This is a genomic window from Agrobacterium vitis (assembly GCF_014926405.1).
GTDB lineage: Bacteria > Pseudomonadota > Alphaproteobacteria > Rhizobiales > Rhizobiaceae > Allorhizobium > Allorhizobium vitis_H.
The window spans coordinates 2729495-2752827 of the sequence record NZ_JACXXJ020000005.1; the positions used below are offsets into that span (position 1 = coordinate 2729495).

The following is a 23333-nucleotide window of genomic DNA, read 5'->3' on the forward strand; positions in this document are numbered from 1 at the left end:
GGCGTTCTCAAGCCGTAAAATTTCAGGTGGCGTGACGCGCCCCCTGAACCGCATGAAGATGCAGCAGATATAAAGTGCAACAGCGTCCTTTGTAGATTTTATAAAATGGGTCGCGCTGTAGCCCCATCTGAAACACCCATATCCTTCATGGAGAAACCTGATATAGTGGCGCCAGCCTTTGCTGAAGTTTGCCGCTACAGGTTTTTAAAATTCTAAAAAATTTTCCAATACCCTTATTTTTTACTGGAAATTAAGTCTGTTAATGGTCTTTATTAACGCAGGATTATTTCCCTGCAACGACACTGCCACAAACCTTAACCTTATCGGCCTTTGCTAATGTATGCTTACCAAAGCGTCAAGAAGTCTCCTTTCATGTATCGCGCGCTGACACGGGATATAGAGGTCACAGTCGAGCCATTTTACCTGGCGGAACAGTCCGACCCGGAAGACAGTCGCTATGTCTGGGGCTACAGGGTCGTCATTGTCAATCAGTCGAATGTGGCCGTGCGGCTGATCAATCGTTACTGGCATATTACGGATCAGAATGGCCAGGTGGACGAGGTTAGCGGTCCGGGCGTGATCGGCGAACAGCCACGCCTGGCACCGGGCGAAAGTTTTGAATATTCGTCAGGCTGTCCATTGGACACGCCATCCGGCATCATGTTCGGCCGCTACGAAATGGAAACCGACGATGCCGAAACATTCGATGTCGCCATTCCCGCCTTTTCTCTGGACACCCCGGATCTGCGTCGCGTCCTGAACTGATCCGCCACCTTCTCCCAGTCACAGGCCCCGGTCATAAGTCTTCTCGTCACGGGCATGGCTTTTACCGCATTTTTTTGATTTCCTTGAAAACCGGGATGGTTTATGGGGAGATTCATGACGACAAAGCCGATTATCATTTTGCCTGACCCGCTGCTGCGCGAGGTCTCCCAACCCATTGAGCGGATCGATGCCGACCTTGAGCGGTTGATCGATGACATGCTCGAGACCATGTATGATGCGCCCGGCATCGGCCTCGCTGCCGTTCAGATTGCCGTGCCTCGTCGCCTTCTGGTCATCGATGTCTCGAAGGAAGGTGAAGACAAGCAACCGCTGGTCTTTATCAACCCGGAAATCATTGGCAGTTCGCAGGCCCGCTCCACCTATGAGGAAGGCTGCCTTTCCATTCCCGATTACTATGCGGAGGTGGAGCGCCCGGCAGCTGTCACGGTGAAATCACTGGATCGCCACGGCAAGGAACAGTTGATCGAGGCCGATGGCCTGCTTGCTACTTGTCTGCAACACGAAATCGACCATCTGAACGGCACGCTGTTCATCGACCATATTTCGCGGCTGAAACGTGAAATGGTGATCAAGAAATTCTCCAAGGCGGCGAAGTCAAAGGTGACGGTCTAGGGTCAGCGGGGCTCACCCTGAAACTGGCAGGGTGCAGGCCCTGTTGTTCTGGCTCGTGTTTTGGGAAATCCGGTTCCACGTCCTCCCCGATAACCTCTAGAAGATCGGTCTTGATCCATGGCTCTTCGTATGATTTTCATGGGCACTCCGGAATTTTCAGTGCCGATCCTGAATGCGCTCCACGACGCGGGCCACCAGATCGTTGCGGTCTATAGCCAGCCGCCGCGCCCGGCCGGGCGCCGGGGGCTGGATCTGACCAAATCGCCCGTCCATCAGCAGGCCGAAAAGCTCGGACTGCCGGTTCTGACGCCGCTAAATTTCAAGGCGCAGGACGATCGCGATGCCTTCGCCGCCCATCAGGCCGATGTCGCCGTGGTCGTGGCCTACGGCCTGCTGCTGCCGGAAGCCATCCTGACCGGCACGCGGCTGGGCTGTTATAATGGCCACGCCTCACTGCTGCCCCGCTGGCGGGGTGCAGCGCCGATCCAGCGCGCCATCATGGCTGGAGATACGCAAACAGGAATGATGGTGATGAAGATGGACAAGGGACTGGACACAGGCCCGGTGGCCCTGACACGCCACCTGACCATTACCCCCGACATGACCGCCGGTGAACTACATGACGCCCTAAGCCAGATCGGTGCCGAGGCGATGGTTGAGGCCATGACAAAGCTGGAAGCAGGCGACTTGCCGCTGACAGCCCAGCCAGAAGACGGTGTCGTCTACGCCGCCAAGATCGACAAGGCCGAAACCCGCATCGACTTTTCAAAGCCAGCCATGCAGGTTCACAACGGCATTCGCGGCCTGTCGCCCTTTCCGGGCGCCTGGTTCGAGGCGGACATCAACGGCAAGCCGGAACGTATCAAGGTTCTGGGCAGCCAGATGGCAGAGGTCACGGACACCGCAAACGTGCCGGGCACCGTGCTGGACGACGCCCTGACCATCGCCTGTGGCCTGGGCGCGGTCCGTCTTGTCCGGCTGCAAAAGGCCGGTGGCAAGCCGCTGGATGCAGCGGAATTCCTGCGCGGCACGCCCATAGGTGCAGGCACTGTATTTGCCTCGGCAAAGGCCGGAACCTGATGCCACGCTACAAGCTGACCGTGGAATATGACGGCACACCCTATGTCGGCTGGCAACGGCAGGACAATGGTCCCTCCGTGCAGGGCGCGCTCGAAGCGGCAGTGCTTGGCCTGACGGGGGAAACGGTTGCAATCCGGGGTGCGGGCCGCACCGATTCCGGCGTTCATGCCAGTGGCCAAGTGGCGCATGTCGATCTTTCGCGTCAATGGTTGCCATACAAGCTGCGCAACGCGCTGAACGCGCATCTGGCACAGGCTGGCGAAGCAGTCTCGATTCTGGCTGCCGAAGCTATCCCTGATGCCTTCGATGCGCGGTTTTCAGCCCTGAAGCGGCATTATCTCTACCGGATCCTATCACGCCCGTCCCGGCTGGCGCTGGATGCCAATCGTGCTTGGTGGGTATCGAAACCACTGGACCACGAGGCCATGCATGCCGCGGCGCAAATGCTGGTCGGCAATCACGATTTTACCACCTTCCGCTCGGTTCATTGTCAGGCCATCAGCCCGGTGCGCACGCTGGACCGGCTGGATGTCAGCCGCAACGGCGATCTCATCGAGATCCGCGCCTCCGCCCAGAGTTTTCTGCACAACCAGATTAGATCTTTTGCTGGCACCTTGAAAATGGCGGGAGAAGGCAAGATGACGCCGGAGGATGTTCGCGCCGCCCTGGAGGCCCGCGACCGCAAGGCCTGCGGCCCGGTGGCACCGCCGCAGGGCCTGTATTTTTTGCAGGTAGACTATCCGACCGATGGCAATTGGCGGCCCTATTCGAAAACCTGACCTATGATCTTGTATCGGGAAAACCGATATTAATAGCTGGTTGCCCTCAATGCAGACCACGGGCGCTCTCGCACCAGTTGGACCATCACATTCACATAATCCGCCGGTTTGGCGATAATCCGGTCGGCGGGAATGCCGCAGGCCACGATTTCCTGAAGCGGCGAACCCGACACGACCCGGTAGGGAATGCCGGAGCGACATAGTCTTTCCACCACCGGCGTTATCTTTCCGTCCAACACCTGGAAGTCCAGGATGGCGGCGGTGATCCTGTTGGCTTCGAGACAGATAAGCGCATCGCTGACCGTTTCCGTGGTCACGACATTGGCCCCCGCATGGGCAACGCAATCGGCCGCATCCATCGAAATGAATGCATCGTCTTCCACAATCAGGATCGTTTCAGGCTCTGGCTTCATGACATTGTCTCCTTGTCTGAGCCGCTAACGCGCCAAAGCGGTCTTTGTTCAACTTTGGGCCAAAAAGAGTAAGTCATGCTTAACAAATAATTAAAATACGAAAAACTTAACGACAGTTAAAACAGTTGCATCATTAAACTCCCCTTTTACTATTTCGACCAAAATAGATCAGTTGAATTCTATCGTATCAGACTTTGCGCCCCATCGATCCAGACGGGTGTACCACTGATATGGCGAGCCGCATCGGAAGCCAGAAAGCCGATCAGATCGGCCACTTCCTGGGCGGTACCCGGCGTACCATGGGTCAGCGGAATGGCTTGGCGCGGCGATGGCTGCGGGATGTCGAGCCTTTCAGTGGCCCGCTTGTTTGTATTGTCATCAATTGCCGTTTCAATCGCACCTGGGCAAACCGCATTGATGCGAATGCGATCGGGCCCCAGTTCCACCGCCAATTGCTGCACCATGGCCAATTGTCCAGCCTTGGTGGCACTATAAGCTGTGGCGCCAGGAGAGGTGAAGGTGCGCGTGCCGTTGATAGAAGAGACAACGACAATACTGCCACCGCCATTGCGGCGCAGATGCGGCACTGTCAGATGCACCGTCAAATAGGTGCCACGCAGATTGATGGCCATCGTCTGGTCCCATTCCTGCGGCTGCAATTCATCGATTGGTGCCCAAACACCATTGACCCCGGCATTGGCCACCACGATGTCGAGCCGGCTACCCCATGCGATCAATGTTTCGACCCCTGCCCGCATGGAAGAGCTGTCAGCGACATCTGCGACAAGCACAATGGCCTCGCCATTCGCGTGTTGGATGTCTTCGGCAACCCGTTCCAACTCATGTTTGGTGCGCCCCAGCAGCCCGACGGCGCAGCCATCCTGGGCAAGTCGCAGGGCAGCTGCTCGCCCAATGCCGGAACCCGCGCCGGTGACCAGCGCCACACGTTTACTGTCGTCCAGTTTATTCTGATGCATGCAACCCTCTGTGTCATTGCGCGGCAATTAGCAGCCTCATTCACTGACCGCACCGGCAAGCCGACAGGCGTCACCGAAATGACCAATGGAAATGACGAACAGATAAAGCCGGTAAATGTTCCTGGAGGCGGTAAGGAACAAAGCCATGGCGAGGGAATTACTGTTGCACCGCAGCGACAAGCCCTGAGAGCGACCATGGACATCCAAACGACCAACTTCAAAATTCTTCCCGGCGAGTGGCAACGGCTGGGTGCCCGCTACACTGGCGAAGGGGTTAATTTTGCCCTGTTTTCCGCCCACGCCGATCGCGTCGAGCTGTGCCTCTACGATCCCAGCGGCAGCATTGAGATCGCCCGGATGGATCTGCCTGATTACACCAATGAAATCTGGCATGGGTTTGTACCCGGCCTGAAACCGGGTGCGCTCTATGGCTTTCGTGTTCATGGACCGTTCGAACCTGAAAACGGCCATCGCTTCAATCATAACAAGCTGCTGCTCGATCCTTATGCCCGCGAACTGGTGGGCGATATCCGGTGGTCGCCCGAAGTGTTCGGCTATCATTTCGATGATGCGGACAAGGACCTGTCCTTCAACGATCTCGACAGCGCGGCTTTCATGCCCAAATGCCGGGTCGTGGATCCCAATCAGATCGATTGGGGCAATGATCGCCGTCCTCAGGTCTCCTGGGCCGATACGATTGTCTATGAAACCCATGTCAAGGGCTTCACACAGCTCAATCCCGCCATTCCGCAGGAACTGCGCGGCACGTTCGAAGGCCTCGGTCACAAGGCAGCGGTTGATTATATCAAGAGCCTTGGCATTACCTCTGTCGAACTGCTGCCCATCCACGCCTTCCCGGATGACGGCCCGTTGCTGGACAAGGGCCTGAAGAATTACTGGGGTTATAATACCATCGGCTTTTTTGCCCCTGCGCACCGTTATTACGGCGCAAACGGCATCCAGGGCTTCCGCGACATGGTTCGCGCTTTCCATGATGGCGGCATCGAGGTCATTCTCGACGTGGTCTACAATCACACGGCGGAAGGCAATGAACTTGGCTCGACCTTGTCCTTCAAGGGGATCGACAACTTTTCCTACTACCGCACCCTGCCGGACAATCACCGCTATTACATCAATGATACCGGCACCGGCAACACAGTGAACACCTCCCATCCGCGGGTTCTCCAGATGGTGATGGACTCGCTGCGCTACTGGGCCGATGACATGCATGTCGACGGTTTCCGCTTCGATCTCGGCACCATTCTGGGCCGCGAGCCCGAGGGCTTCGATGAGCGCGGCGGATTTTTCGACGCGGTTACCCAGGACCCGACCCTTGCCGGCGTCAAGCTGATCGGCGAGCCGTGGGACATCGGTCCAGGGGGTTATCAGGTTGGCGGCTTTCCACCGGGCTGGGCGGAGTGGAATGACAAATACCGTGACAGCTGCCGCGAGTATTGGCTGAACGGTGACAATTGCGCTCCAGATTTCGCGGCGCGTCTGCTGGGCTCCGGCGATCTTTACGACCAGCGCGGCCGTCGCCCCTGGGCCAGCGTCAATTTCATCACCGCCCATGATGGCTTCACGCTGAACGACCTCGTCTCCTACGATGGCAAGCATAACGAAGACAATGGCGAGGATAATAACGACGGTCACAACGACAATCGCAGCCATAATTATGGTCACGAGGGTCCGACGGATGACGAAGGCACCAATGCGGTGCGCGAGCGCCAGAAGCGCAATTTCCTGGCCACTCTGCTGTTTTCCCACGGCACGCCGATGCTGCTGGCCGGTGACGAATTCGGTCGTTCGCAGATGGGCAATAACAACGGCTATTGCCAGGATAGCGAAATCAGCTGGCTGCATTGGGAAAATCTGCCCGACAGCGCCGATGCCCTGCGTGATTTCACGAAGCGGGTCATCTCGCTGCGCAAGGAGCAGCCTTTGCTGCGGCGGGAAAATTGGCGCGATGGCATGATGATTGATTGGTACAGTGTCAGCGGCGGTCGTCAGACCTCGGAAAACTGGGAAAACAGCAATGCGCTGATCACACGCCTTCATCGTGAAGACCTCCAGGCCGAAGAGGGCATCTGGTCGGATATCATGATGCTGTTCAACCCACTCGATGAAGACACCACCTTCACCATTCCCAAGGAAAGCGGCGGAGAACGGGTGCTCGAACTGATCACCGGCGATCCGGAGCGTCAGGGCGAGAAGGTCAAGCAAGGCGAAACATTCAAACTGCTGCCGCGCAGCATGGCGCTTTTGCGGACGATTCAAACCTGATCTGCGATAGCGCATCACAACTGAAATGATAAAGGCCCGGGTTTTCCCGGGCCTTTATATTTATGGAGTGGTGCCACACGCCACGTATGGAGATCCGCGTCAATGGATCGTGCGCTCGACAATCTCCAGGTCGACGGAAACCTTAAAAACACCGGGAACCGAAAGAGCGACTTCAACGGCTCGGTCAACCTCGCTCTCGGAATAGACAAGGCCTCGCAAACAAATTTCATTGCCGATCGATATCACCTCGATATCAGAGGCATCGATACCGTCGGAACCGGCAAGCTGAGAGGCCACTGCCGTTTCCAACTCCGCCAGAGGCGGATTCTCCTCAACGATACCAGGGGTCTCCCCGAAAGTTTTAGCCGGTTTGAAGACCATGACACTTTTCTCCTTGTTTGCGTGAAGTCTCATAAGAGCTAACGCATCACCGGGAGGTTGGTTCAATGCGAAACTGATCGCCATGTGGTTGTTGTCGAAGGCGCCTCTGCGTGAGCATCTTCGATGCCCTGGAACAAAATGATTCCAAATTATTTTCGCTGGGGATTAATTGACGTTTACGTCAAAGTTATTATAACGTTGGACTTGCATTCCTGGAGCTCAACGCTCCATATTTGGAGTGCGTGGTCGGGCGCACTGTCATCACCTTGAGGAGGGAGGGGCAGGAAGTCGAAAAAGGGAGTGAGGAATGAATACTCTGTCCAGGCCTGAAAGCAATTTTGCGTCGCGCCGAATCTGGCTTGCATCCTATCCTGCCTCGGTGCCTGCGGAACTGCCGCCCCTTGATCACGAATCGCTGCCTGAACTGTTCGATGAAAACTGCGTGACCTATGCCTCCCGCAAGGCCTTCACCAGCATGGGCCGCTCCATGACCTTCCAGGAGCTTGGCGAGCAGGCGACGAAAATTGCCGCCTGGCTGCAAGCGGAAGGGTTCAGCAAAGGCGACCGGATCGCCGTGATGATGCCCAATGTCTTGCAAAACCCGGTTATTGTGTTTGGCATCCTCAAGGCTGGAATGATCGTCGTCAATGTCAATCCGCTCTATACTCCGCGCGAACTGGCGCATCAGCTGAAGGATTCCGGCGCGGTTGCCATTTTCGTGCTGGAGAATTTTGCCCACACGGTCCAGGCGGTGATGGACAAGGTGTCGCTACGCCGCGTGGTCGTTACCAGCATGGGCGACATGCTTGGCCTGAAGGGCCATCTGGTGAACTTCATCGTTCGCAAGGTGAAGAAGCTCGTGCCGGCCTGGTCGATTGCCAATTCCCGAAGTTTTGCATCGGTGCTGGCAGCAGGTGGGAAAGCCCGATTGCGGCCTGAAACCCTTTCCCGCAACGATATCGCCTTTCTGCAATATACAGGCGGTACGACAGGCGTGTCCAAGGGGGCGGTGCTGACCCACGGCAACCTGATCGCCAATACCATGCAGATGTCGCTGTGGTTGGGGTCTGCTTTCGACACCCGCCCAAGACCGGAAACGCTGACCTTCATCTGCGCTTTGCCGCTCTATCATATCTTTGCGCTGACCGTGAACGCCCTGATGGGCATTGCCTGCGGCGGCCACAATATCCTGATCGCCAATCCACGTGACATTCCAGGCTTTGCCAAGGAATTGTCCCGGTATGATTTCAATGTCATCATCGGCTTGAATACACTGTTCAATGCTCTGATGAACAATGAGGCCTTCCGCAAGCTGGACTTTTCCCATCTGCAACTGACCTTTGCCGGTGGCATGTCGGTGCAGCGGCCGATTGCCGAACGGTGGCACCAGATTACCGGTTGCCCGATCACCGAGGGTTACGGCCTGTCTGAAACATCGCCGGTGGCAACCGCCAATCGCATGAACGACAAGGACTTCAGCGGCTGCATCGGCATGCCGATTTCCTCCACCGATGTCGACATCCGTGATGAACAGGGCGAAAGCCTGGCTTTAGGAGAGGTCGGGGAAATCTGCATTCGCGGACCGCAGGTGATGGCCGGCTACTGGCAACGACCGGAAGAAACGGCGCGGGCGATGAGTGAGGACGGGTTTTTCCGCACCGGCGACATGGGCTTCATGGACGCGCGCGGCTATACCAAGATTGTCGACCGCAAGAAGGATATGATCCTGGTCTCCGGCTTCAATGTCTACCCCAACGAGATCGAGGAAGTCGCGGTCATGCATCCGGGCGTGCTGGAGGCCGCGGCTATCGGTGTGCCGGACCCGCATTCCGGTGAAGCCGTCAAACTGTTTGTGGTGCGCAAAGACCCAAGCTTGACGGAGCAGCAGGTCAAGGACCATTGCGCCACAAACCTGACCAATTACAAGCGTCCCCGCCATGTGGCCTTTCTTGAAGAGTTGCCGAAATCCAACGTCGGCAAGATTCTGCGCAAGGATCTGAGACCTTAAAGACACCGGGCAGACAGGGACGAGATGGGGCATTCTGCCCCGCTCGTCAGTCTTCTCTGCCTTGCGAGAAAGAGAGCGTAATCCCCCCTCAGTTCTATTGGATTATTTTTCTCCTTAAAACATTCCGGTTTTGGGAATTATGCAGTAGGTTCCCGTCCGTGATTGGATTGGAGTATGCGAATGCACGCTATCGTCGAACAGCTGAAGTCCACCGTCGCGGCCACCGCCGCCACTGATATTCGCGGCGCTTTTGCAAGCGATCCCAACCGTTTCGAGCGGTTTTCCAGTCGCTTTGAAGACCTGCTGATGGATTATTCCAAATGCGCCGTCAATGACGAGATCATGGCCCTGCTGGAAAAGCTCTGCACGCAAGGTGGCGTGGCTGAAAAGCGCGAAGCGATGTTTAACGGTGAGGCCATCAACTTTACCGAAGGCCGCGCCGTCTTGCATACGGCACTGCGCAACCGCGCCAACACGCCTGTCGTGGTCGATGGCAAGAATGTCATGCCCGATGTCAATGCCGTGTTGCACGCCATGTCGGCTTTCGCGGAAGGCCTGCGGCAGGGTACGATCACCGGCTCGACCGGCCTCCAGATCACCGACGTGGTCAATATCGGCATTGGTGGGTCCGATCTCGGCCCCGCCATGGCAACGCTGGCGCTGGCACCGTTTCACGACGGCCCGCGCCTGCATTTCGTCTCCAATGTCGATGGCGCCCATATCGCCGATACGCTGAAACTGCTGGAGCCGGAAACCACGCTGTTCATCGTCGCCTCCAAGACCTTCACCACCATCGAGACCATGACCAATGCCGCAACGGCGCGGGCCTTCATTGCCTCGGCGCTGGGCGAAAATGCCGTTGGCGATCACTTTGCCGCCGTCTCGACGGCGCTCGACAAGGTCGCGGCCTTCGGCATCGGTTCCGACCGGGTCTTTGGCTTCTGGGATTGGGTCGGCGGACGCTATTCCATCTGGTCGGCCATCGGCCTGCCGTTGATGATTGCTGTCGGCGCCGATAATTTCGTGGAATTCCTGGCCGGCGCCCATGCCATGGATATGCATTTCCGCACCGCGCCTTTCCGCGAAAACCTGCCAATGCTGCTGGGCGCCATCGGCTATCACCACCGCAATGTGCTGGATTACCCAACCCGCGCCATCCTGCCCTACGACCAGCGTCTATCGCGCTTCCCGGCCTATCTGCAACAGCTCGACATGGAATCGAACGGCAAGGGCGTGACCATCGATGGCAGCCCGGTCAAGGGTAATTCTGGACCGGTGGTCTGGGGCGAACCCGGCACCAATGGCCAGCACGCCTTCTACCAGCTGATCCATCAGGGAACGAGCGTGATCCCAGCCGAGTTTATGATTGCCGCCAAGGGGTTCGAGCCGGAGCTGCGCCATCAGCACGATTTGCTGATTGCCAATTGCCTGGCCCAATCGGCAGCCCTGATGAAGGGCCGCACGCTGGATGAGGCCAAGGGCCAACTGTTGAAATCCGGCGTGGACCAGGCCAAGGCCGATCATATCGCCCCGCACCGGGTCTTTACCGGCAATCGCCCGTCGATCACCTTTGTCTATGAACAGTTGACCCCTTTCGCGCTCGGACGGCTGATCGCGCTTTACGAACACCGGGTGTTTGTCGAAGGCGTGCTGTTCGGCATCAATTCCTTCGATCAATGGGGCGTGGAACTGGGCAAAGAACTGGCAACCGGCCTGCTGCCGGTGGTGCAGGGCAAGGCCGGAACCGATGGGCAGGATGCGTCCACGGCAGGTCTGGTCGCTGCCTTGAACCATCTGACGTCCTGAGGCGGCCATGTGCGGGCGCAGGCTGGCGATCGTCACCGGAGCCGCGCGTGGCATTGGCGCTGCGGTTGCCAGACGGCTAGCCTGCGACGGCAGCATTGTCATCATCAGTGATGTCGATGGCACTGGCGCTCAAACCCTGGCTGAGGAGATTTGTGCTTCGGGCGGCAAGGCTCTGGCGCTTGCCGCCGACATTGCCGATCCCGAAACCTTTCCGCGCCTATTCGACAAGGCCGAGGCGGTGGCTGGCCGCACCGATATCCTGGTGAACAATGCCGGTATCATGGTGCGTCAGCCGATGGTCGATATCGACGATGCGATGTTCGAGCGTCAGATCGCCGTCAATCTGAAGGGAACCTTCTTTGGCATGCGCGAAGCGGCGCGGCGAATGCACGAGGACGGTCGGATCGTCAATATTTCCAGCAGCGTTGCGGCGATGCGAGCGGAAAACTACAGCATCTATGCCGCCACCAAAGCAGCCATCGAAACAATGACCAGCATCCTCGCCAAGGAATTGCGCGGACGCAACATCACCGTCAATGCCATCGCCCCTGGTGCAACGGCCACGGACCTGTTCCTGGACGGAAAGAGCCCGGCAGCCATTGAGGCCTTTGCCCGCTTGGCACCGCTTGAACGGATCGGAACGCCAGAGGAGATCGCCGCCGCCGTCGCCTTTCTTGTCGGCCCCGAGGGAGGCTGGGTCAATGGCCAGACGATCCACGCCAATGGCGGCGTGATCTAGCGTTTATCAGGCAAAAGCGCGATCCAGTTTCCCTGGCAGACTCTAAAGCCCGATTTCATGCGCAAAGGGCGGATTGGCGCCTGCCCGCGATACCGTCACCGCTGCGGCTTTGGAGCCGAGTGCCAAGGCCTTGGCGATCTGCTCTTGCGTCAATTTTGTCACTTGTTGCTTGGTCAGCAGGTTCTGCATTTTCAGCGAGGCGAGAACACCTGCATCGAATGTGTCGCCTGCACCGACCGTATCGACCACCGTTACCTTTTCGCTCGGCACTTCGACCTTATGATCAGCTGTATAGCCAACCGCGCCATCGGCACCGCGCGTGACGACAACCAGTTTGGCACCGTGATGCAGCCAGTGGCGGGCAAGCGTGTCTTCGTCGCCGTCCAGGCCGAACCAGGCGAGATCCTCATCGGAAAACTTGACGATGTCGGAAAGTGCTGCCATGCCGCGGATGCGGGCCATATGGGCAGCCTTATCCTTGATGAAGCCGGGGCGGATATTGGGATCAAGCGAGATAACCCGGGTCTTGTGTTCGCGGTTGAGCAGCGCTTCATAGGTCGAGCCGCAGGGTTCCGGGATCAGACTGATTGCGCCGAAATGCAGCGCTTCACAGTCTTCGCCCAAGGCTGGCAGGTCCGCCTCAGTGATCATCCGTCCAGCGGTGTTCTCATCGTAGAAGGCATAGGTGGCATGGCCATCGACCAGCTTGACGAAGGCAATGGTCGTCGGGCGCGACAAGGTGGCGCAATAGCTGAAATCGACATGGCTGGCCCGCAGGGTGTCACGCAGAATATCGCCCATCATGTCATCGGAAAGGCCGGTGAAGAAGCCGGAGGCAACGCCCAGGCGTCCAAGCGCAATGCCGGTGTTGAAGACCGCGCCGCCCGCATAGGGCGAAAAGCCCTTTTCACCCAACGTCGTTTCGCGTGGCAACATGTCAATCAGGGCTTCACCGCAACACAGGATCATTCTGGCCTCCCAAACCGGGCTTTCGGATAAACTTCAATCGATTTAAAGCAGAAAGCGAAGAAATGCCAGCCACCCTGGCGGATCTTCGCAAGGCAGCCTCAACCCAGCGTGCTGACCCCGCCATTGCGACCGGACCATTCGAGTGGGGCATCCAGGAAGGATTCCACTTCCGACAAGGTTTTGTCATCAAACAGTTTCTGGTCGCGGGCCACGGCCAGGACATTGCGCCAGGTGGCGATATAATGAAGTTTGACATTGCCGTTTTCGAAACGCTGATGGGCTTGCGGGAAGATTCCGTAGAAGAACAAAGCGATACCGTGATCAACCACACCGCCAGCGGCCCGCACGGCATCGATAAAGGTAAACATGCTGCCGCCTGCCGTCGTCAGGTCTTCGATAACAAGCACCCGGGCACCGTCAGGCATATGACCCTCGATCTGGGCGTTGCGGCCATGGCCCTTGGGCTGCTTGCGCACATAGATCATTGGCAGCGCCAGCCGATCGGCCAGCAGCGCGGCAAAGGGAATGCCCGCCGTCTCGCCACCGGCAATACAGTCGAATTGCTCGAAACCGGCATTGCGCAGCAGCGTGGCAACCGCAAAATCCATCACGGCAGAACGGACACGCGGATAGGACAGAAGCTTGCGGCAATCGATATAGACGGGGCTGCGCATGCCGGAAGCCAGCTTGTAAGGCTCAGCGGCATTGAAATGCACCGCCTTGATTTCCCAGAGCATTTTCGCCAGCAATTCCGCCATGACGGCCGGATCGGAAAAGGAAGTCTGGGTCATCGGTGCTCCTGTCTTCTGCGCAAATGGGTCAGCCGGGCTGACCGCAGTCGCTCCGGCAATCACATGGCGAGGCTGCGGCGGAGTAGACATGTCCTTGCCTTTACCCGCGCGGCTTTAACGCATCCATGCCCATAGCAGGAAGCTGGAAGGCAGGCCAGAGGATATATCCGGGGATAAGCGCGCGCCATTTACAATCGAACCGCCCTTTGTTTTCGGCGGTCTTTTGTCGTTTCGGGAAACCGGTTCTGCTTTTCCTGGACATCCTTTAGGCGCTGTCGGCTTCCACTGACAGGCCACTCTCCCAGTTTGCCACTGCCGTTTCTACCCGGTTGCGACCGAGCCGTTTGGCATTGTAAAGCGCATTGTCCGCCAGGTTGAGGATCTCATCGAAGGTCAGGCCGGATGCTGTGCCATAGGCAATGCCGACACTGGTCGTTGCGACGAAACTGTCCCCCTCCACCACGACTTCGCGATCCTGAAGCTGGCGCCGGATCCGCTCTCCGATCCACTCGGCCCGTCCTGGTGCAGCATTTTCCAGCACAGCGGCAAATTCTTCGCCTCCGAGGCGGGTAACGCTGGAAAGACCAATGGCTGCTTTCAGTTCCGCAGCCATATTACGGATCACCTCATCACCCACAGCATGACCGTAGCGGTCATTGATCGTTTTGAAACGGTCGATATCGAAGACCAGCATCGCCATATCCTCGTGGAAGGTTTTGGTACCATGTGCACTGAACAGCGCCCGGCGATTGCAAAGGCCTGTCAACGCATCGGTCATTGCCTCTAGCCGGTGCCGGGCAGTGATCCGGGTCTGATGCAGGGTCAGAGACAAGGCGCCGATACCACTCATGCCAGCAATGCAGACCGCCATATTGATATCTTCCACCCATCCGCTCGGTGCAACTTCCAGCTGCCACTGACCACGCTGGACCAAAGCCAGGGCGCAGGCGAGGAAAGAGAGGCTGGTGGCGCCATAAAGCACGGCCATGCCGGAAAGCACGCCGGGCGATTCCGCCCGTCCAAGCCAGTATTGATGGGCAATTGCCAACATCACGATGGCGGTACTGGTGTTGAACAGCATAAAGCCAATGCCGCCATATCCCGACAGGAAGGCCGCACTCAGCGCGATGACAGCAACGCAGGAGACACCGATCAGCGTCTTGAAGGGTATAATCCCTGTGCGAAACTGCCTGGCGGCGGCATAAAGGATGAAGAAACCGGTGATGATCGAGGACATGGCCAGCGCGCCCAGACCTCGTGAAGGGGTCGAAGTGAAAAGGCCATAGGCCAGAATTCCGACCATGGTGAGGGCAAGTCCGATAACCCAGCTGAGCAGAAAGGAGTTTTCCCGCCGCGCCATCCATGTTCCCAGAAAGGTGAAAAGAAGACACAGGGTGGAAACGCCCAGGGCGAGAAGTAAAGAACTAAAATCCACCATCATGTCTACCCTGAAACGCGTGAGTATGGGGGCGATAAGGTGGAACCCGGCGCCCCCAAGAAAAAATGAAATACCCCAGATCGCGTTTCTGCCCGGACCGAGTCCAGGAATAGGTCTCTATGCCAATATTCGCCTTAAAAAGCTTCGCGGAGGATAAATTTCAGTTTTCCTTACTCCATCATGACCGTCAACTTGATGGATGATCCGCATCGGGTCAAGCCTGTATTGCGGCCTCGACGTCCCAATGGATTGGAAACATCGGGTCGAAAACGGTGACGGGTCCAGCACCCGTTTCGATCTTTGCCGGAAAGGCGACCGGTGCGTCACGTCTGACCAGGGTTATCATCTCGTCGTTTGGCTTAAGCCCATACCAGGCCGGACCGTTGAGCGAGACAAAGGCTTCCAACCGCTCCAGGGCCTCGTCCTCTTCAAACACATGGGCAAGGCAGCTCATCGTGTTGATGGATGTATAAATGCCCGCGCAGCCGCAACCGCATTCCTTCAAAGGATCGCCATGCGGGGCTGAATCCGTGCCGAGGAAAAACCGGCTGTCACCTGAGGTCGCAGCGCGGCGCAAGGCAAGGCGATGGCTTTCGCGCTTGGCAACCGGCAGGCAATAATAATGCGGCCTGATGCCACCAACCAGAATGGCATTGCGGTTGATGATCAGATGATGGGTGGTAATCGAGCCAGCCAGATTGCTGCCAGCGCTGAGGATATAATCGATCCCATCGGATGTGGTGACATGCTCCATCGTCACCTTCAGCTCTGGCAGACGGCGGCGCAGCGGATCGAGCACTGTGTCGATGAACACCGCCTCACGATCGAAAATATCCACCTCCGGCGTCGTCACCTCACCATGGACACAGAGCGGCAATCCGATTTTCGCCATCCGCTCCAGAACGGGCATCGCCTTGTCGAGATCGCGCACCCCGCCATGGGAATTGGTGGTGGCACCGGCTGGATAGAGCTTCACCGCGGTGATCAGTCCGGTTGTCTTGCCCTCCTCAACATCATCAGGGCTGGTCTGCTCCGTCAGGTAAAGGGTCATCAGTGGCTCGAAGTGATCGCCCTTCGGCACGGCAGCCAGAATGCGCTGCCGATAAGCCTCTGCATCCGCTGTCGTCACCACCGGCGGCACCAGGTTCGGCATGATGATGGCGCGGGCGAAGTGCCGGCTGGTATCGCCGATCACACCTTCCAGCATGGCGCCGTCGCGGAGATGCAGGTGCCAGTCATCGGGGCGGCGAATGGTAAGCGAGCGCATGGCGGATCTCCGGCGAGTATCAGGCTGAGCGGCGCTGCATACTGCTCGCGCCTTATATCCATGCTGGAAATACCATGTTCAGCGTTGGAGGCAAGCGCGGCAATGCCGTCAGGCGATTTTGTCCAACGGCAGGGCAGCGGCCTTTCTGGCTGCTTCCTCGGCCTGTTCACGCCGGTCGGCCTCAATAATCTCATGGATTGCCGGTAGCGCCCGTTCAAATGCGGCAACGCAGGCCGGGTCGAACTGACTTCCAGCCCGCGCCAACACATGCTCCACAGTCCGTTCATAGGACCAGGCAGGCTTATAGGGGCGCTCAGTGGTCAGGGCGTCGAAATTGTCGGCAATACAAACGATCCGGCCGGACAGGGGAATGGCATCGCCTGCCAGGCGGTTGGGATAGCCTTGCCCATCCCAGCGCTCATGGTGGCTGGCGGCGATTTCAGCGGCAAGCTGAAGCAGCGAGGAATGAGACTGGGCGAGAATGTCACTGCCGATTTGGGCGTGGGATTGCATCTGGCGATATTCGGATTCGGTCAGCCGGCCCTGCTTGAGCAAGACCGTGTCGGGCATGGCGACCTTGCCGATGTCATGCATCGGCGCTGCCAGCTTCAGATCGGTGCAGAACTGCTCCGGCAATCCCATTTCACGGGCGATGGCCTGTGCATAGGCGGCGACCCGCAAGGTATGGCGCGACGTATCCGGGTCCTTGTAGCCGGCTGCCAGCGTCAGGCGTTCAATGATTTCCTGTTCGCGCTGCCGCAACTCGCCCACGGCCCTGTCCACTTCGCGTCGCAGCCATTCGGCCTGGTCCGCCAGCTGACGACGGGCAATCGACAGGCTGACGATATTGTGGATGCGGGCCTGGAATTCGATCGGGTTAACCGGCTTGGTCAGGAAGTCGATAGCCCCGGCATTCAACGCGGCCATCCGCGTTGTCATATCCTTGTCGGCGGTGATGAACACGACCGGCACCTGGGCATATTTCTCGAACCTTACGATCTCTGTGTAAAGCTCGACGCCATTATACACCGGCATCTGGTAATCGATGATGGCAACATCGAAATCCAGCTCCGGCAGCGCGGAGAGCACCTCTTCCGGGGTTGAAAAGGCCACGGGCTCGCAATGGTCGATTTTCTTGACCAGGCGGGTCAGCAGTTTCAAATTGGTATTGTTATCATCAACCAGCAATATGCGCATTATAGCCTCCGCGACCGTCAGGCCACCTGTTTCAATTGTCTGCGGGGTTCAATGCGCCCCGTAGGTTTCCCCAAGCGCTCCCTCAGGGGTTGGAATGGTTCCGCCGTTTCAGGCTCCTACCAGTTTGAGCTTCATCAAATCCACCTCTTGCGTCAACCTGTGAACGGCATCCGGCGTTGGCTGCTGCACTCTTAACGCATGGGCAAAGCCTGCAATATCGTTCAAACCAACATTGACGGCAGCCCCCTTGATCGTGTGGAGCACGCGATCGATTTCGCGGGGATTGCGCTGGGCCATGGCATTGTGCAGTTCGCCAAGCAGCTGGGCCGCGTCGTCAAAAAACGATTCAATCAGTTCCTGGTAGATCTCTTCGCCCAGAGCCTCGACCAGTTCGTCATGGCGGGCCTCGTCAAGCCCGTTAATCTCGTCAAGATGCTGTTGAAGCGTCAGTGGGCTATGGTCCAACACACTGTCTTGCTGAGGCTTGGTCTCAACCGGCTCCTCACCCGAGACCTGTTCGCGGTCCACCGGTGCAAAACTGAGAATGAGGTCGCGCAGGCGGTTCATGGTCACGGGTTTGGATTCAAATCCCACCATGCCGGCAGCGCGGCACCGACGGCGATCGTCGTCAGAAGCATTTGCGGTCATGGCAACAATCGGCGTCAAGGCGGAAGCCCCGCCGCGCTCGATGATATGACGGGTTGCCTCGATACCGTCCATGACCGGCATTTGCATATCCATCAGGATCATGTCGAAGACTTCCCGCTCGGTGCGGGCGACCGCCTGGGCACCATCGCCAGCCACAACCACATCCTGGCCGAGTTTCGACAGGAAACGGCTGGCAACCTGCTGGTTGACCCGGTTATCCTCCACCAGAAGGATCTTCAGACGGGGCAAATCCGCGCTGCTGTGGCGGGCATTCTGGCGGACATCGTCCTTTCCGGCTGCCATGACCGGCAGTTCGAACCAGAAGATGCTGCCGACCCCAACCGTGCTGCTCATGCCCAGTTCGCCGCCAAGCTTCTCGACAATCTGCTTGCAGATTGTCAGCCCAAGCCCGGTACCACCATATTTGCGGCTGATGCTGGCATCGACCTGCGAAAATGGCTTGAACAATTTGGCAAGCCCAGTCTCGTCGATGCCGATGCCGGTATCTTCCACCTCAAACCGCAACATCAAAGCGCTGCCGCGATAGAATTCGCGCAGCCTTAGTGTCACCACGCCGTTCTGGGTGAATTTGATGGCATTGCTGAGCAGATTGAGCAGAACCTGGCGCAGGCGAGTGGGATCGGTGCGCACGTAGAGCGCATCGAGAGACACCGGAATATCCAGCACCAGCTGGTTGTCCTGATCGTCGGAGCGGCCCTGCATGATGCTGATGGTATTTTCAGCCAGGCTGGAAATATCGACGGCGCGTTCTTCCAGCTCCAGCTTGCCATGCTCGATCTTGGAGTAATCCAGGATCTCGTTGATCACTTCCAGCAGCGCTTCGCCAGACGAGCGGATGGTCTTGACGCTTTGCAGGGCATCAGACGGCAGCTGCGAATATTCCAGCAATTCGGCCATGCCCAGGATGGCATTGAGCGGTGTGCGGATTTCATGGCCCATGGTGGCCATGAACTGGGATTTGGCCCGATTGCCGGAATCGGCGGCCTCGTAAGCATCCGACAGTTCCCTGGTCATGGTTTCCAGGCGGCGGCTGGTCTCGCGGACCGACTTGAGCTGGCGGTGTAACGTGACGACGAGAAAGATTACCGACGCCATCAACAGACCGAGCATAATGGCCGAGGTCTTTTCCATCTCGAACATGGCGCTGCGGATGGTGGAGCGTTGGTTGCCAACGTAGGAATTGGTGTAGATCAACAGGTCGTTGGTTTGCGCGCACAAGACATCCAGGTCCCGCTTCACCTCTTCAATCTGTTGAGTGTCCGGTACGACGCCAGTTTGAAATCCATCCAAAACCGGTTCTATTTTCCGGATGATGTCGCCGATGCTTTGCAAATGGCCTGATATCGTCGTGTCACTGTTGAAATAGCTACCGAATTTGGAATCATTGACCAGGTTTATCCGGGACAGGAGGATATCGTAGCGCATAGACACTTGCGCGATTGCCTTCTCGTCGCTGGCACCCTGGTTGCTGGCTTCCACCAGGACATAATCGAGGGCGCGCGCTTCCCGGTCCAATTGGTAGATCGACCAGACTGCGTTTTCCCGGATATCGTCAAACAGCAGGCGGTAGCGATCCGATACGTCCTTGAACAGCAGAAGAAATGTCAGCAGCAAGACACCCGACAGGATCAACAGGATCAAGGTCGTCTTTGGCTGCGTTTGACGTTTTTGCGCCGTGGCGGGAGCGAGCAGCATCACCGAACCTCGAGCGATTTGATCTGCCAAACGGAGCGCGCGAAATAGGTTTCCGTATAGAGACTGCTGTCCTCGTCGAAGGGATAGATCACCATCATCGGGCCCTTGTCGCGCACCGGCATGGTTTCGCCGTCCGTGCGTGTGGCAAGGATAATGTTGAGCCCGGTTACATCCTCTGGCGGAATGACTGCCGAATAGTCATTGAGCGCTCGTACCGTGACAGCTCCCCGCCCGGCACCGGCGGCATCCAGAACAGCGCGCAGCAAGGGGCCGGAATAGGTGGCCGGCTTTTTCGTCCATGGGGTCTCAAGCGTCACGGTCCGTCCTGGCAAGGCGTCCAGCATGGCGAGATCGAAAATGGCCTTGTCGCCGCTATTGGAGTGGGAAAGCTTGCCTTCGACAGTCAGGATGACGGCACCCTTGGGCTTGTCGAGCGCCTCGGCGCGCGGTACCAAGGCAAAAAGCAAGGCGATGGCGAGGACATATCCTTTCATCGGACCACAGCGCCCCGCGCTTCACCCGCAACGCTGCCGCCACGGTAATTGGCGATCAATTGGCGGAAGGTCAGGGCTTCAACCGGCTTGGTCAAAAAGTCGGTAATGCCGACCTGACGGGCGGCCTGGCGCAGTCCCGGTTCATTGTCGGCGGTGACCATAATGATCGGCACCTGGTCATAACGGCCGAGCTGGCGGAGCGTGGTGACAAATTGCAAACCGCTCATACCCGGCAGGATCTGATCGACGATCAACAGATCGAATAGCGTTTGGTGACACAGAACCAGCGCCTCATTGGCATCGGCCTGCACGATGATTTCATCATCGGCGACCTTGCGTGCCAGATGTTTCAGGATCATCGCGTTGGTGGCATTGTCTTCAACGATCAGAATGCTCATGGTTTCCTCCGTTGAGGGTTTTCGCTGGGACAGCAGACCTGATGACAACACATCCGCAACGGTCGGGCGGACTGTCGCATTCGGGCAGCATCATGTCAGGATTGCATTTTCCATGCTGGACCTTGCGGGGAGCAGTCTGCATCATGCAGAACCAAGTCAGCGCTCCAAGTCTCAGCGATTACCCTTGCTTGTAGCAGGGGCACACTGAAATTGACTAAAGCAATAAGCTAAAATTTTAGTTTTTCTTGTTTTAGGGCAATTGGCGAGATCCATGAGGGACCGTCGCCTTGAATTTCGACCTAAACCATTGGGAAAAATAACAATTCATGCAAAATCGAATTGCGACAGGCGCCGCAATAACTCATGGGGCTGACGGATGACAATCGCATTACGGTTGCGTTCAATCACCCCATCCTGCACCAGACGCGACATCTCGCGTGAGACGGTTTCGCGGCGTGCGCCAACATGTTCGGCTAAAGCCGCGTGAATGATCACCGGAGAGATCGTACGCTGCTGAGGCTTGTCCTCAGAGGGTTTCGACAATCGTAGCAAGGTTGTGTAAAGGCGGTGCCGCACATCGAGATAGGAAAACTCGCATATTCTGGCATGCAGGACGTGCATGCGCTGAACCAATACGGACAGAAGGCTCAGACAGACGGTGTGTTTTTGAGCGATAATGTCATTGAAGACGTCCACTGGCATTCGAACCAGCGTCGCATCGGTGGTGGCCATCAGACAGAGATTATAGCCTTCAGCGCGTATCGCATCCATTTCTGCCATAGTGCCGCCGGGGCCGATCATATCCAGAAATAACTCCTTTCCGGCTGAAACACGCAGCGTCGCACGCAGAGCGCCGGACAGGACGACGAGCACAATTTCGGGCCTGATGCCATAATCGAGGACAATCGTGCCACCCGAAACGCTCTCAACGGTGCAGAGTTGCGACCATGCCCTATCTTCTTCCGGTGTCAGGCTGGTGAAAATATCCGCCTTGGCCAGAAACATGCCCGTATCTGTCATGTCCGTATCTGCCATGCCAGTATCAGCAGTATCTTCCGATGTCATTGCGTCCCCTTGCCGAAAGCACCATGCGCTTTGCCAATCGTCCGAAATTCGCTTTGCCACGGTGTGGCATCGTGTCCAAAACCGGTTGCTGCTGCTCTGCCGAAAACCCTAGATTTAAAAAGCTTGCCTTAGGAAAATTGCAACCCGGCTTTCCTGAAAAGACAAACGAAAACAAAAGAAATGGCACGATAGCCAGTTCCGTATGAAACTGACAGACTGTAGTACGGTGTAATCAACACAATTGACAACCTTAAGAATAGATGGGTTTGTGACGATCCCTCACGTTTTAAGATTACCGATGTCGGGAGGCCCCCAGCTGGGCGCCATCACAGCTCTTAAATCTTGATGGTTTCAGCCGCAGCACCCCAGACATCCGTCAACACAAACCCACCCCCCAGTGGATCAAAGGCATCCAGGGCAACCTGGTGGATGCCATAGGTAAAGCCGCGTCCGGTAATGGTGGGAATGACGGCGGGGCGACCGGCAACGGTGGTCAGGCCTTGCAGACCGACCGTGAACTGCGAACCGATGATCGAGCGCGACAGAAAGCTGTCACCCGGCTTGACCCGACCACGCGCATGCAATGTGGCGAGATTGGCCGAATTTCCTGTGCCACAAGGCGAACGGTCCACTCTGCCCGGCCACATAGTGGTGCAGGTCCGCACAGCACCGTCTGGGTCCTCATCGCGAAACATCACATAAGCGACGCCGGAGATGGCCGGAATATCCGGATGGACGACCTGTATGCGCTGATTAATTTCGCCCTTCAACAGCATACCCGCCTCCACCAGACGGCGGGCATTGCCCGGTTCGATGGTCAGTCCGAGTTGGCGGACATCCACCAGTGCATAAAAAACCCCGCCATAGGCGAGATCGAAGCGAATCTCGCCCCAACTCTCCGTGGCAATCTGCGCGTCCAGTTCGTGAACGAAGGATGGCACCATGGTCAAGGTGACGCTGTCGCAATGCCCCTCTTTGCATTGAGCCACAGCCTTGACCAGCCCGGCGGCGGTTTCCAGCATCACCACCGTTTCCGGTTCCTGCATCTCGATCATGCCGCTTTCAAGCAGGGCCGTGGTGACGCAGATCGAGTTGGAACCGGAGCTGGCATGGGCCTGATCCGGCTGAAGGATGATGAAGGCGGCATCCGCTCGGCTGTCCTTGGCTGGTAGAAGCAGATTGACCGAGCCAATTGGCGCTCCGCGTGGCTCCAACACCAGAAAATGCCGCAGTTCCCGGCCTTTCGGGTCCGTATTCAGCCAATGCAACTGATCCGCCACCGTATCGCCGGGAATTTTCGGAACCCCACCAATCGCCACTTTGCCGATTTCGCCTTCGCAATGCACATCGAACAATTGCATCATCCGCTTCCATCTCATCGCGGCATCCTCCGGTTCGTGGCTGATCAATTCCTCAAGCAAAAGGCGATCTACTGCATAATTCCTGAAACCGAAATCGATTCAAGGTGGTAATTATAGCGCAGAGA

At 57.4% G+C, this 23333-nt stretch carries 21 protein-coding genes; 8 read left to right on the top strand and 13 right to left on the bottom strand.

What is annotated here, in order from left to right; genetic code table 11:
• Nucleotides 1–372 precede the first annotated feature (372 nt).
• The 4 genes from apaG to truA all read left to right on the top strand — a co-directional run bounded on the left by apaG (nt 373) and on the right by truA (nt 3257).
• Nucleotides 373–765, top strand: coding sequence for a Co2+/Mg2+ efflux facilitator ApaG/CorD (gene apaG / locus IEI95_RS23985; RefSeq protein ID WP_015914814.1), 393 nt, complete (start codon nt 373–375; stop codon nt 763–765).
• A gap of 114 nt (nt 766–879) precedes the next feature.
• Complete coding sequence (gene def, locus IEI95_RS23990; RefSeq protein WP_071202671.1) at nt 880–1398, top strand: peptide deformylase; 519 nt, start codon at nt 880–882, stop codon at nt 1396–1398.
• Between the two features lie 117 nt (nt 1399–1515).
• Entirely contained in the window at nt 1516–2478 is a 963-nt protein-coding gene (fmt, locus tag IEI95_RS23995; protein WP_156531377.1) for a methionyl-tRNA formyltransferase, read from the top strand.
• The gene (truA, locus tag IEI95_RS24000; RefSeq protein WP_156531376.1) at nt 2478–3257 is read left to right on the top strand and encodes a tRNA pseudouridine(38-40) synthase TruA; all 780 of its coding nucleotides are present in this window, start codon (nt 2478–2480) and stop codon (nt 3255–3257) included. Before fmt ends, truA begins: the two co-directional genes overlap by 1 nt.
• Before the next feature lie 29 nt (nt 3258–3286).
• Here truA and IEI95_RS24005 read toward each other — a convergent pair whose 3' ends face one another.
• Nucleotides 3287–3670 carry a response regulator gene (locus IEI95_RS24005; RefSeq protein WP_015914810.1) on the bottom strand — a complete coding sequence of 128 codons (384 nt, stop codon included), beginning with the start codon at nt 3668–3670 and terminating at the stop codon, nt 3287–3289.
• A 179-nt stretch (nt 3671–3849) separates the two neighbouring features.
• Nucleotides 3850–4647 (bottom strand): SDR family oxidoreductase, encoded by a 798-nt coding sequence (locus IEI95_RS24010; RefSeq protein ID WP_156531375.1) that lies wholly within the window; start codon nt 4645–4647, stop codon nt 3850–3852.
• A 195-nt stretch (nt 4648–4842) separates the two neighbouring features.
• On the opposite strand from IEI95_RS24010, the gene glgX reads away from it, so the two are divergent.
• Entirely contained in the window at nt 4843–6930 is a 2088-nt protein-coding gene (gene glgX / locus IEI95_RS24015; protein WP_156537818.1) for a glycogen debranching protein GlgX, read from the top strand.
• A 99-nt stretch (nt 6931–7029) separates the two neighbouring features.
• On the opposite strand, the gene IEI95_RS24020 is transcribed toward glgX, so the two are convergent.
• The gene (locus tag IEI95_RS24020; protein WP_234890858.1) at nt 7030–7395 is read right to left on the bottom strand and encodes a BON domain-containing protein; all 366 of its coding nucleotides are present in this window, start codon (nt 7393–7395) and stop codon (nt 7030–7032) included.
• A 223-nt stretch (nt 7396–7618) separates the two neighbouring features.
• Between IEI95_RS24020 and IEI95_RS24025 the strand changes: the two genes are divergently transcribed.
• The 3 genes from IEI95_RS24025 to IEI95_RS24035 all read left to right on the top strand — a co-directional run bounded on the left by IEI95_RS24025 (nt 7619) and on the right by IEI95_RS24035 (nt 11864).
• Complete coding sequence (locus IEI95_RS24025) at nt 7619–9319, top strand: long-chain fatty acid--CoA ligase (protein ID WP_087727155.1); 1701 nt, start codon at nt 7619–7621, stop codon at nt 9317–9319.
• A 180-nt stretch (nt 9320–9499) separates the two neighbouring features.
• Nucleotides 9500–11125, top strand: a complete 1626-nt coding sequence (gene pgi / locus IEI95_RS24030) for a glucose-6-phosphate isomerase (RefSeq protein WP_156531372.1) — start codon at nt 9500–9502, stop codon at nt 11123–11125.
• Between the two features lie 7 nt (nt 11126–11132).
• The gene (locus IEI95_RS24035; protein ID WP_156531371.1) at nt 11133–11864 is read left to right on the top strand and encodes an SDR family oxidoreductase; all 732 of its coding nucleotides are present in this window, start codon (nt 11133–11135) and stop codon (nt 11862–11864) included.
• Between the two features lie 42 nt (nt 11865–11906).
• Here IEI95_RS24035 and IEI95_RS24040 read toward each other — a convergent pair whose 3' ends face one another.
• The 10 genes from IEI95_RS24040 to IEI95_RS24085 all read right to left on the bottom strand — a co-directional run bounded on the left by IEI95_RS24040 (nt 11907) and on the right by IEI95_RS24085 (nt 23226).
• Nucleotides 11907–12833 carry a carbohydrate kinase family protein gene (locus IEI95_RS24040; protein ID WP_156531370.1) on the bottom strand — a complete coding sequence of 309 codons (927 nt, stop codon included), beginning with the start codon at nt 12831–12833 and terminating at the stop codon, nt 11907–11909.
• A 98-nt stretch (nt 12834–12931) separates the two neighbouring features.
• Nucleotides 12932–13624: an orotate phosphoribosyltransferase gene (locus IEI95_RS24045; RefSeq protein ID WP_015914802.1), complete on the bottom strand. Its 693-nt coding sequence runs from the start codon at nt 13622–13624 to the stop codon at nt 12932–12934.
• A gap of 265 nt (nt 13625–13889) precedes the next feature.
• Nucleotides 13890–15062: a GGDEF domain-containing protein gene (locus IEI95_RS24050; protein ID WP_194417118.1), complete on the bottom strand. Its 1173-nt coding sequence runs from the start codon at nt 15060–15062 to the stop codon at nt 13890–13892.
• A 214-nt stretch (nt 15063–15276) separates the two neighbouring features.
• Nucleotides 15277–16329 (bottom strand): dihydroorotase, encoded by a 1053-nt coding sequence (gene pyrC / locus IEI95_RS24055; RefSeq protein WP_156531368.1) that lies wholly within the window; start codon nt 16327–16329, stop codon nt 15277–15279.
• A gap of 108 nt (nt 16330–16437) precedes the next feature.
• Entirely contained in the window at nt 16438–17526 is a 1089-nt protein-coding gene (locus IEI95_RS24060; RefSeq protein WP_041696137.1) for a response regulator, read from the bottom strand.
• 108 nt (nt 17527–17634) lie between these two features.
• Nucleotides 17635–19890 carry an ATP-binding protein gene (locus tag IEI95_RS24065; protein ID WP_156531367.1) on the bottom strand — a complete coding sequence of 752 codons (2256 nt, stop codon included), beginning with the start codon at nt 19888–19890 and terminating at the stop codon, nt 17635–17637.
• Entirely contained in the window at nt 19890–20384 is a 495-nt protein-coding gene (locus IEI95_RS24070) for a hypothetical protein (protein ID WP_156531366.1), read from the bottom strand. Before IEI95_RS24070 ends, IEI95_RS24065 begins: the two co-directional genes overlap by 1 nt.
• A complete protein-coding gene (locus IEI95_RS24075) occupies nt 20381–20782 on the bottom strand; it encodes a response regulator (protein WP_156537822.1) in 402 nt (133 codons plus the stop codon). Before IEI95_RS24075 ends, IEI95_RS24070 begins: the two co-directional genes overlap by 4 nt.
• 324 nt (nt 20783–21106) lie before the next feature.
• Nucleotides 21107–21847 carry a Crp/Fnr family transcriptional regulator gene (locus IEI95_RS24080; protein ID WP_156531365.1) on the bottom strand — a complete coding sequence of 247 codons (741 nt, stop codon included), beginning with the start codon at nt 21845–21847 and terminating at the stop codon, nt 21107–21109.
• A gap of 335 nt (nt 21848–22182) precedes the next feature.
• Nucleotides 22183–23226, bottom strand: a complete 1044-nt coding sequence (locus tag IEI95_RS24085; protein ID WP_156537824.1) for a proline racemase family protein — start codon at nt 23224–23226, stop codon at nt 22183–22185.
• Between the last annotated feature and the right edge of the window lie 107 nt (nt 23227–23333).

Coding starts and splice junctions, on each gene's coding strand:
- IEI95_RS24005 (WP_015914810.1), bottom strand. CDS start 3,670: ATGAAGCCAGAGCCTGAAACGATCCTGATTGTGGAAGACGATGCATTC.
- IEI95_RS24085 (WP_156537824.1), bottom strand. CDS start 23,226: ATGAGATGGAAGCGGATGATGCAATTGTTCGATGTGCATTGCGAAGGC.
- IEI95_RS24020 (WP_234890858.1), bottom strand. CDS start 7,395: ATGGCGATCAGTTTCGCATTGAACCAACCTCCCGGTGATGCGTTAGCT.
- IEI95_RS24010 (WP_156531375.1), bottom strand. CDS start 4,647: ATGCATCAGAATAAACTGGACGACAGTAAACGTGTGGCGCTGGTCACC.
- IEI95_RS24025 (WP_087727155.1), top strand. CDS start 7,619: ATGAATACTCTGTCCAGGCCTGAAAGCAATTTTGCGTCGCGCCGAATC.
- fmt (WP_156531377.1), top strand. CDS start 1,516: ATGGCTCTTCGTATGATTTTCATGGGCACTCCGGAATTTTCAGTGCCG.
- glgX (WP_156537818.1), top strand. CDS start 4,843: ATGGACATCCAAACGACCAACTTCAAAATTCTTCCCGGCGAGTGGCAA.
- IEI95_RS24075 (WP_156537822.1), bottom strand. CDS start 20,782: ATGAGCATTCTGATCGTTGAAGACAATGCCACCAACGCGATGATCCTG.
- pyrC (WP_156531368.1), bottom strand. CDS start 16,329: ATGCGCTCGCTTACCATTCGCCGCCCCGATGACTGGCACCTGCATCTC.
- IEI95_RS24070 (WP_156531366.1), bottom strand. CDS start 20,384: ATGAAAGGATATGTCCTCGCCATCGCCTTGCTTTTTGCCTTGGTACCG.
- pgi (WP_156531372.1), top strand. CDS start 9,500: ATGCACGCTATCGTCGAACAGCTGAAGTCCACCGTCGCGGCCACCGCC.
- IEI95_RS24080 (WP_156531365.1), bottom strand. CDS start 21,847: ATGACATCGGAAGATACTGCTGATACTGGCATGGCAGATACGGACATG.
- apaG (WP_015914814.1), top strand. CDS start 373: ATGTATCGCGCGCTGACACGGGATATAGAGGTCACAGTCGAGCCATTT.
- IEI95_RS24065 (WP_156531367.1), bottom strand. CDS start 19,890: ATGCTGCTCGCTCCCGCCACGGCGCAAAAACGTCAAACGCAGCCAAAG.
- IEI95_RS24035 (WP_156531371.1), top strand. CDS start 11,133: ATGTGCGGGCGCAGGCTGGCGATCGTCACCGGAGCCGCGCGTGGCATT.
- IEI95_RS24060 (WP_041696137.1), bottom strand. CDS start 17,526: ATGCGCATATTGCTGGTTGATGATAACAATACCAATTTGAAACTGCTG.
- IEI95_RS24050 (WP_194417118.1), bottom strand. CDS start 15,062: ATGGTGGATTTTAGTTCTTTACTTCTCGCCCTGGGCGTTTCCACCCTG.
- truA (WP_156531376.1), top strand. CDS start 2,478: ATGCCACGCTACAAGCTGACCGTGGAATATGACGGCACACCCTATGTC.
- def (WP_071202671.1), top strand. CDS start 880: ATGACGACAAAGCCGATTATCATTTTGCCTGACCCGCTGCTGCGCGAG.
- IEI95_RS24045 (WP_015914802.1), bottom strand. CDS start 13,624: ATGACCCAGACTTCCTTTTCCGATCCGGCCGTCATGGCGGAATTGCTG.
- IEI95_RS24040 (WP_156531370.1), bottom strand. CDS start 12,833: ATGATCCTGTGTTGCGGTGAAGCCCTGATTGACATGTTGCCACGCGAA.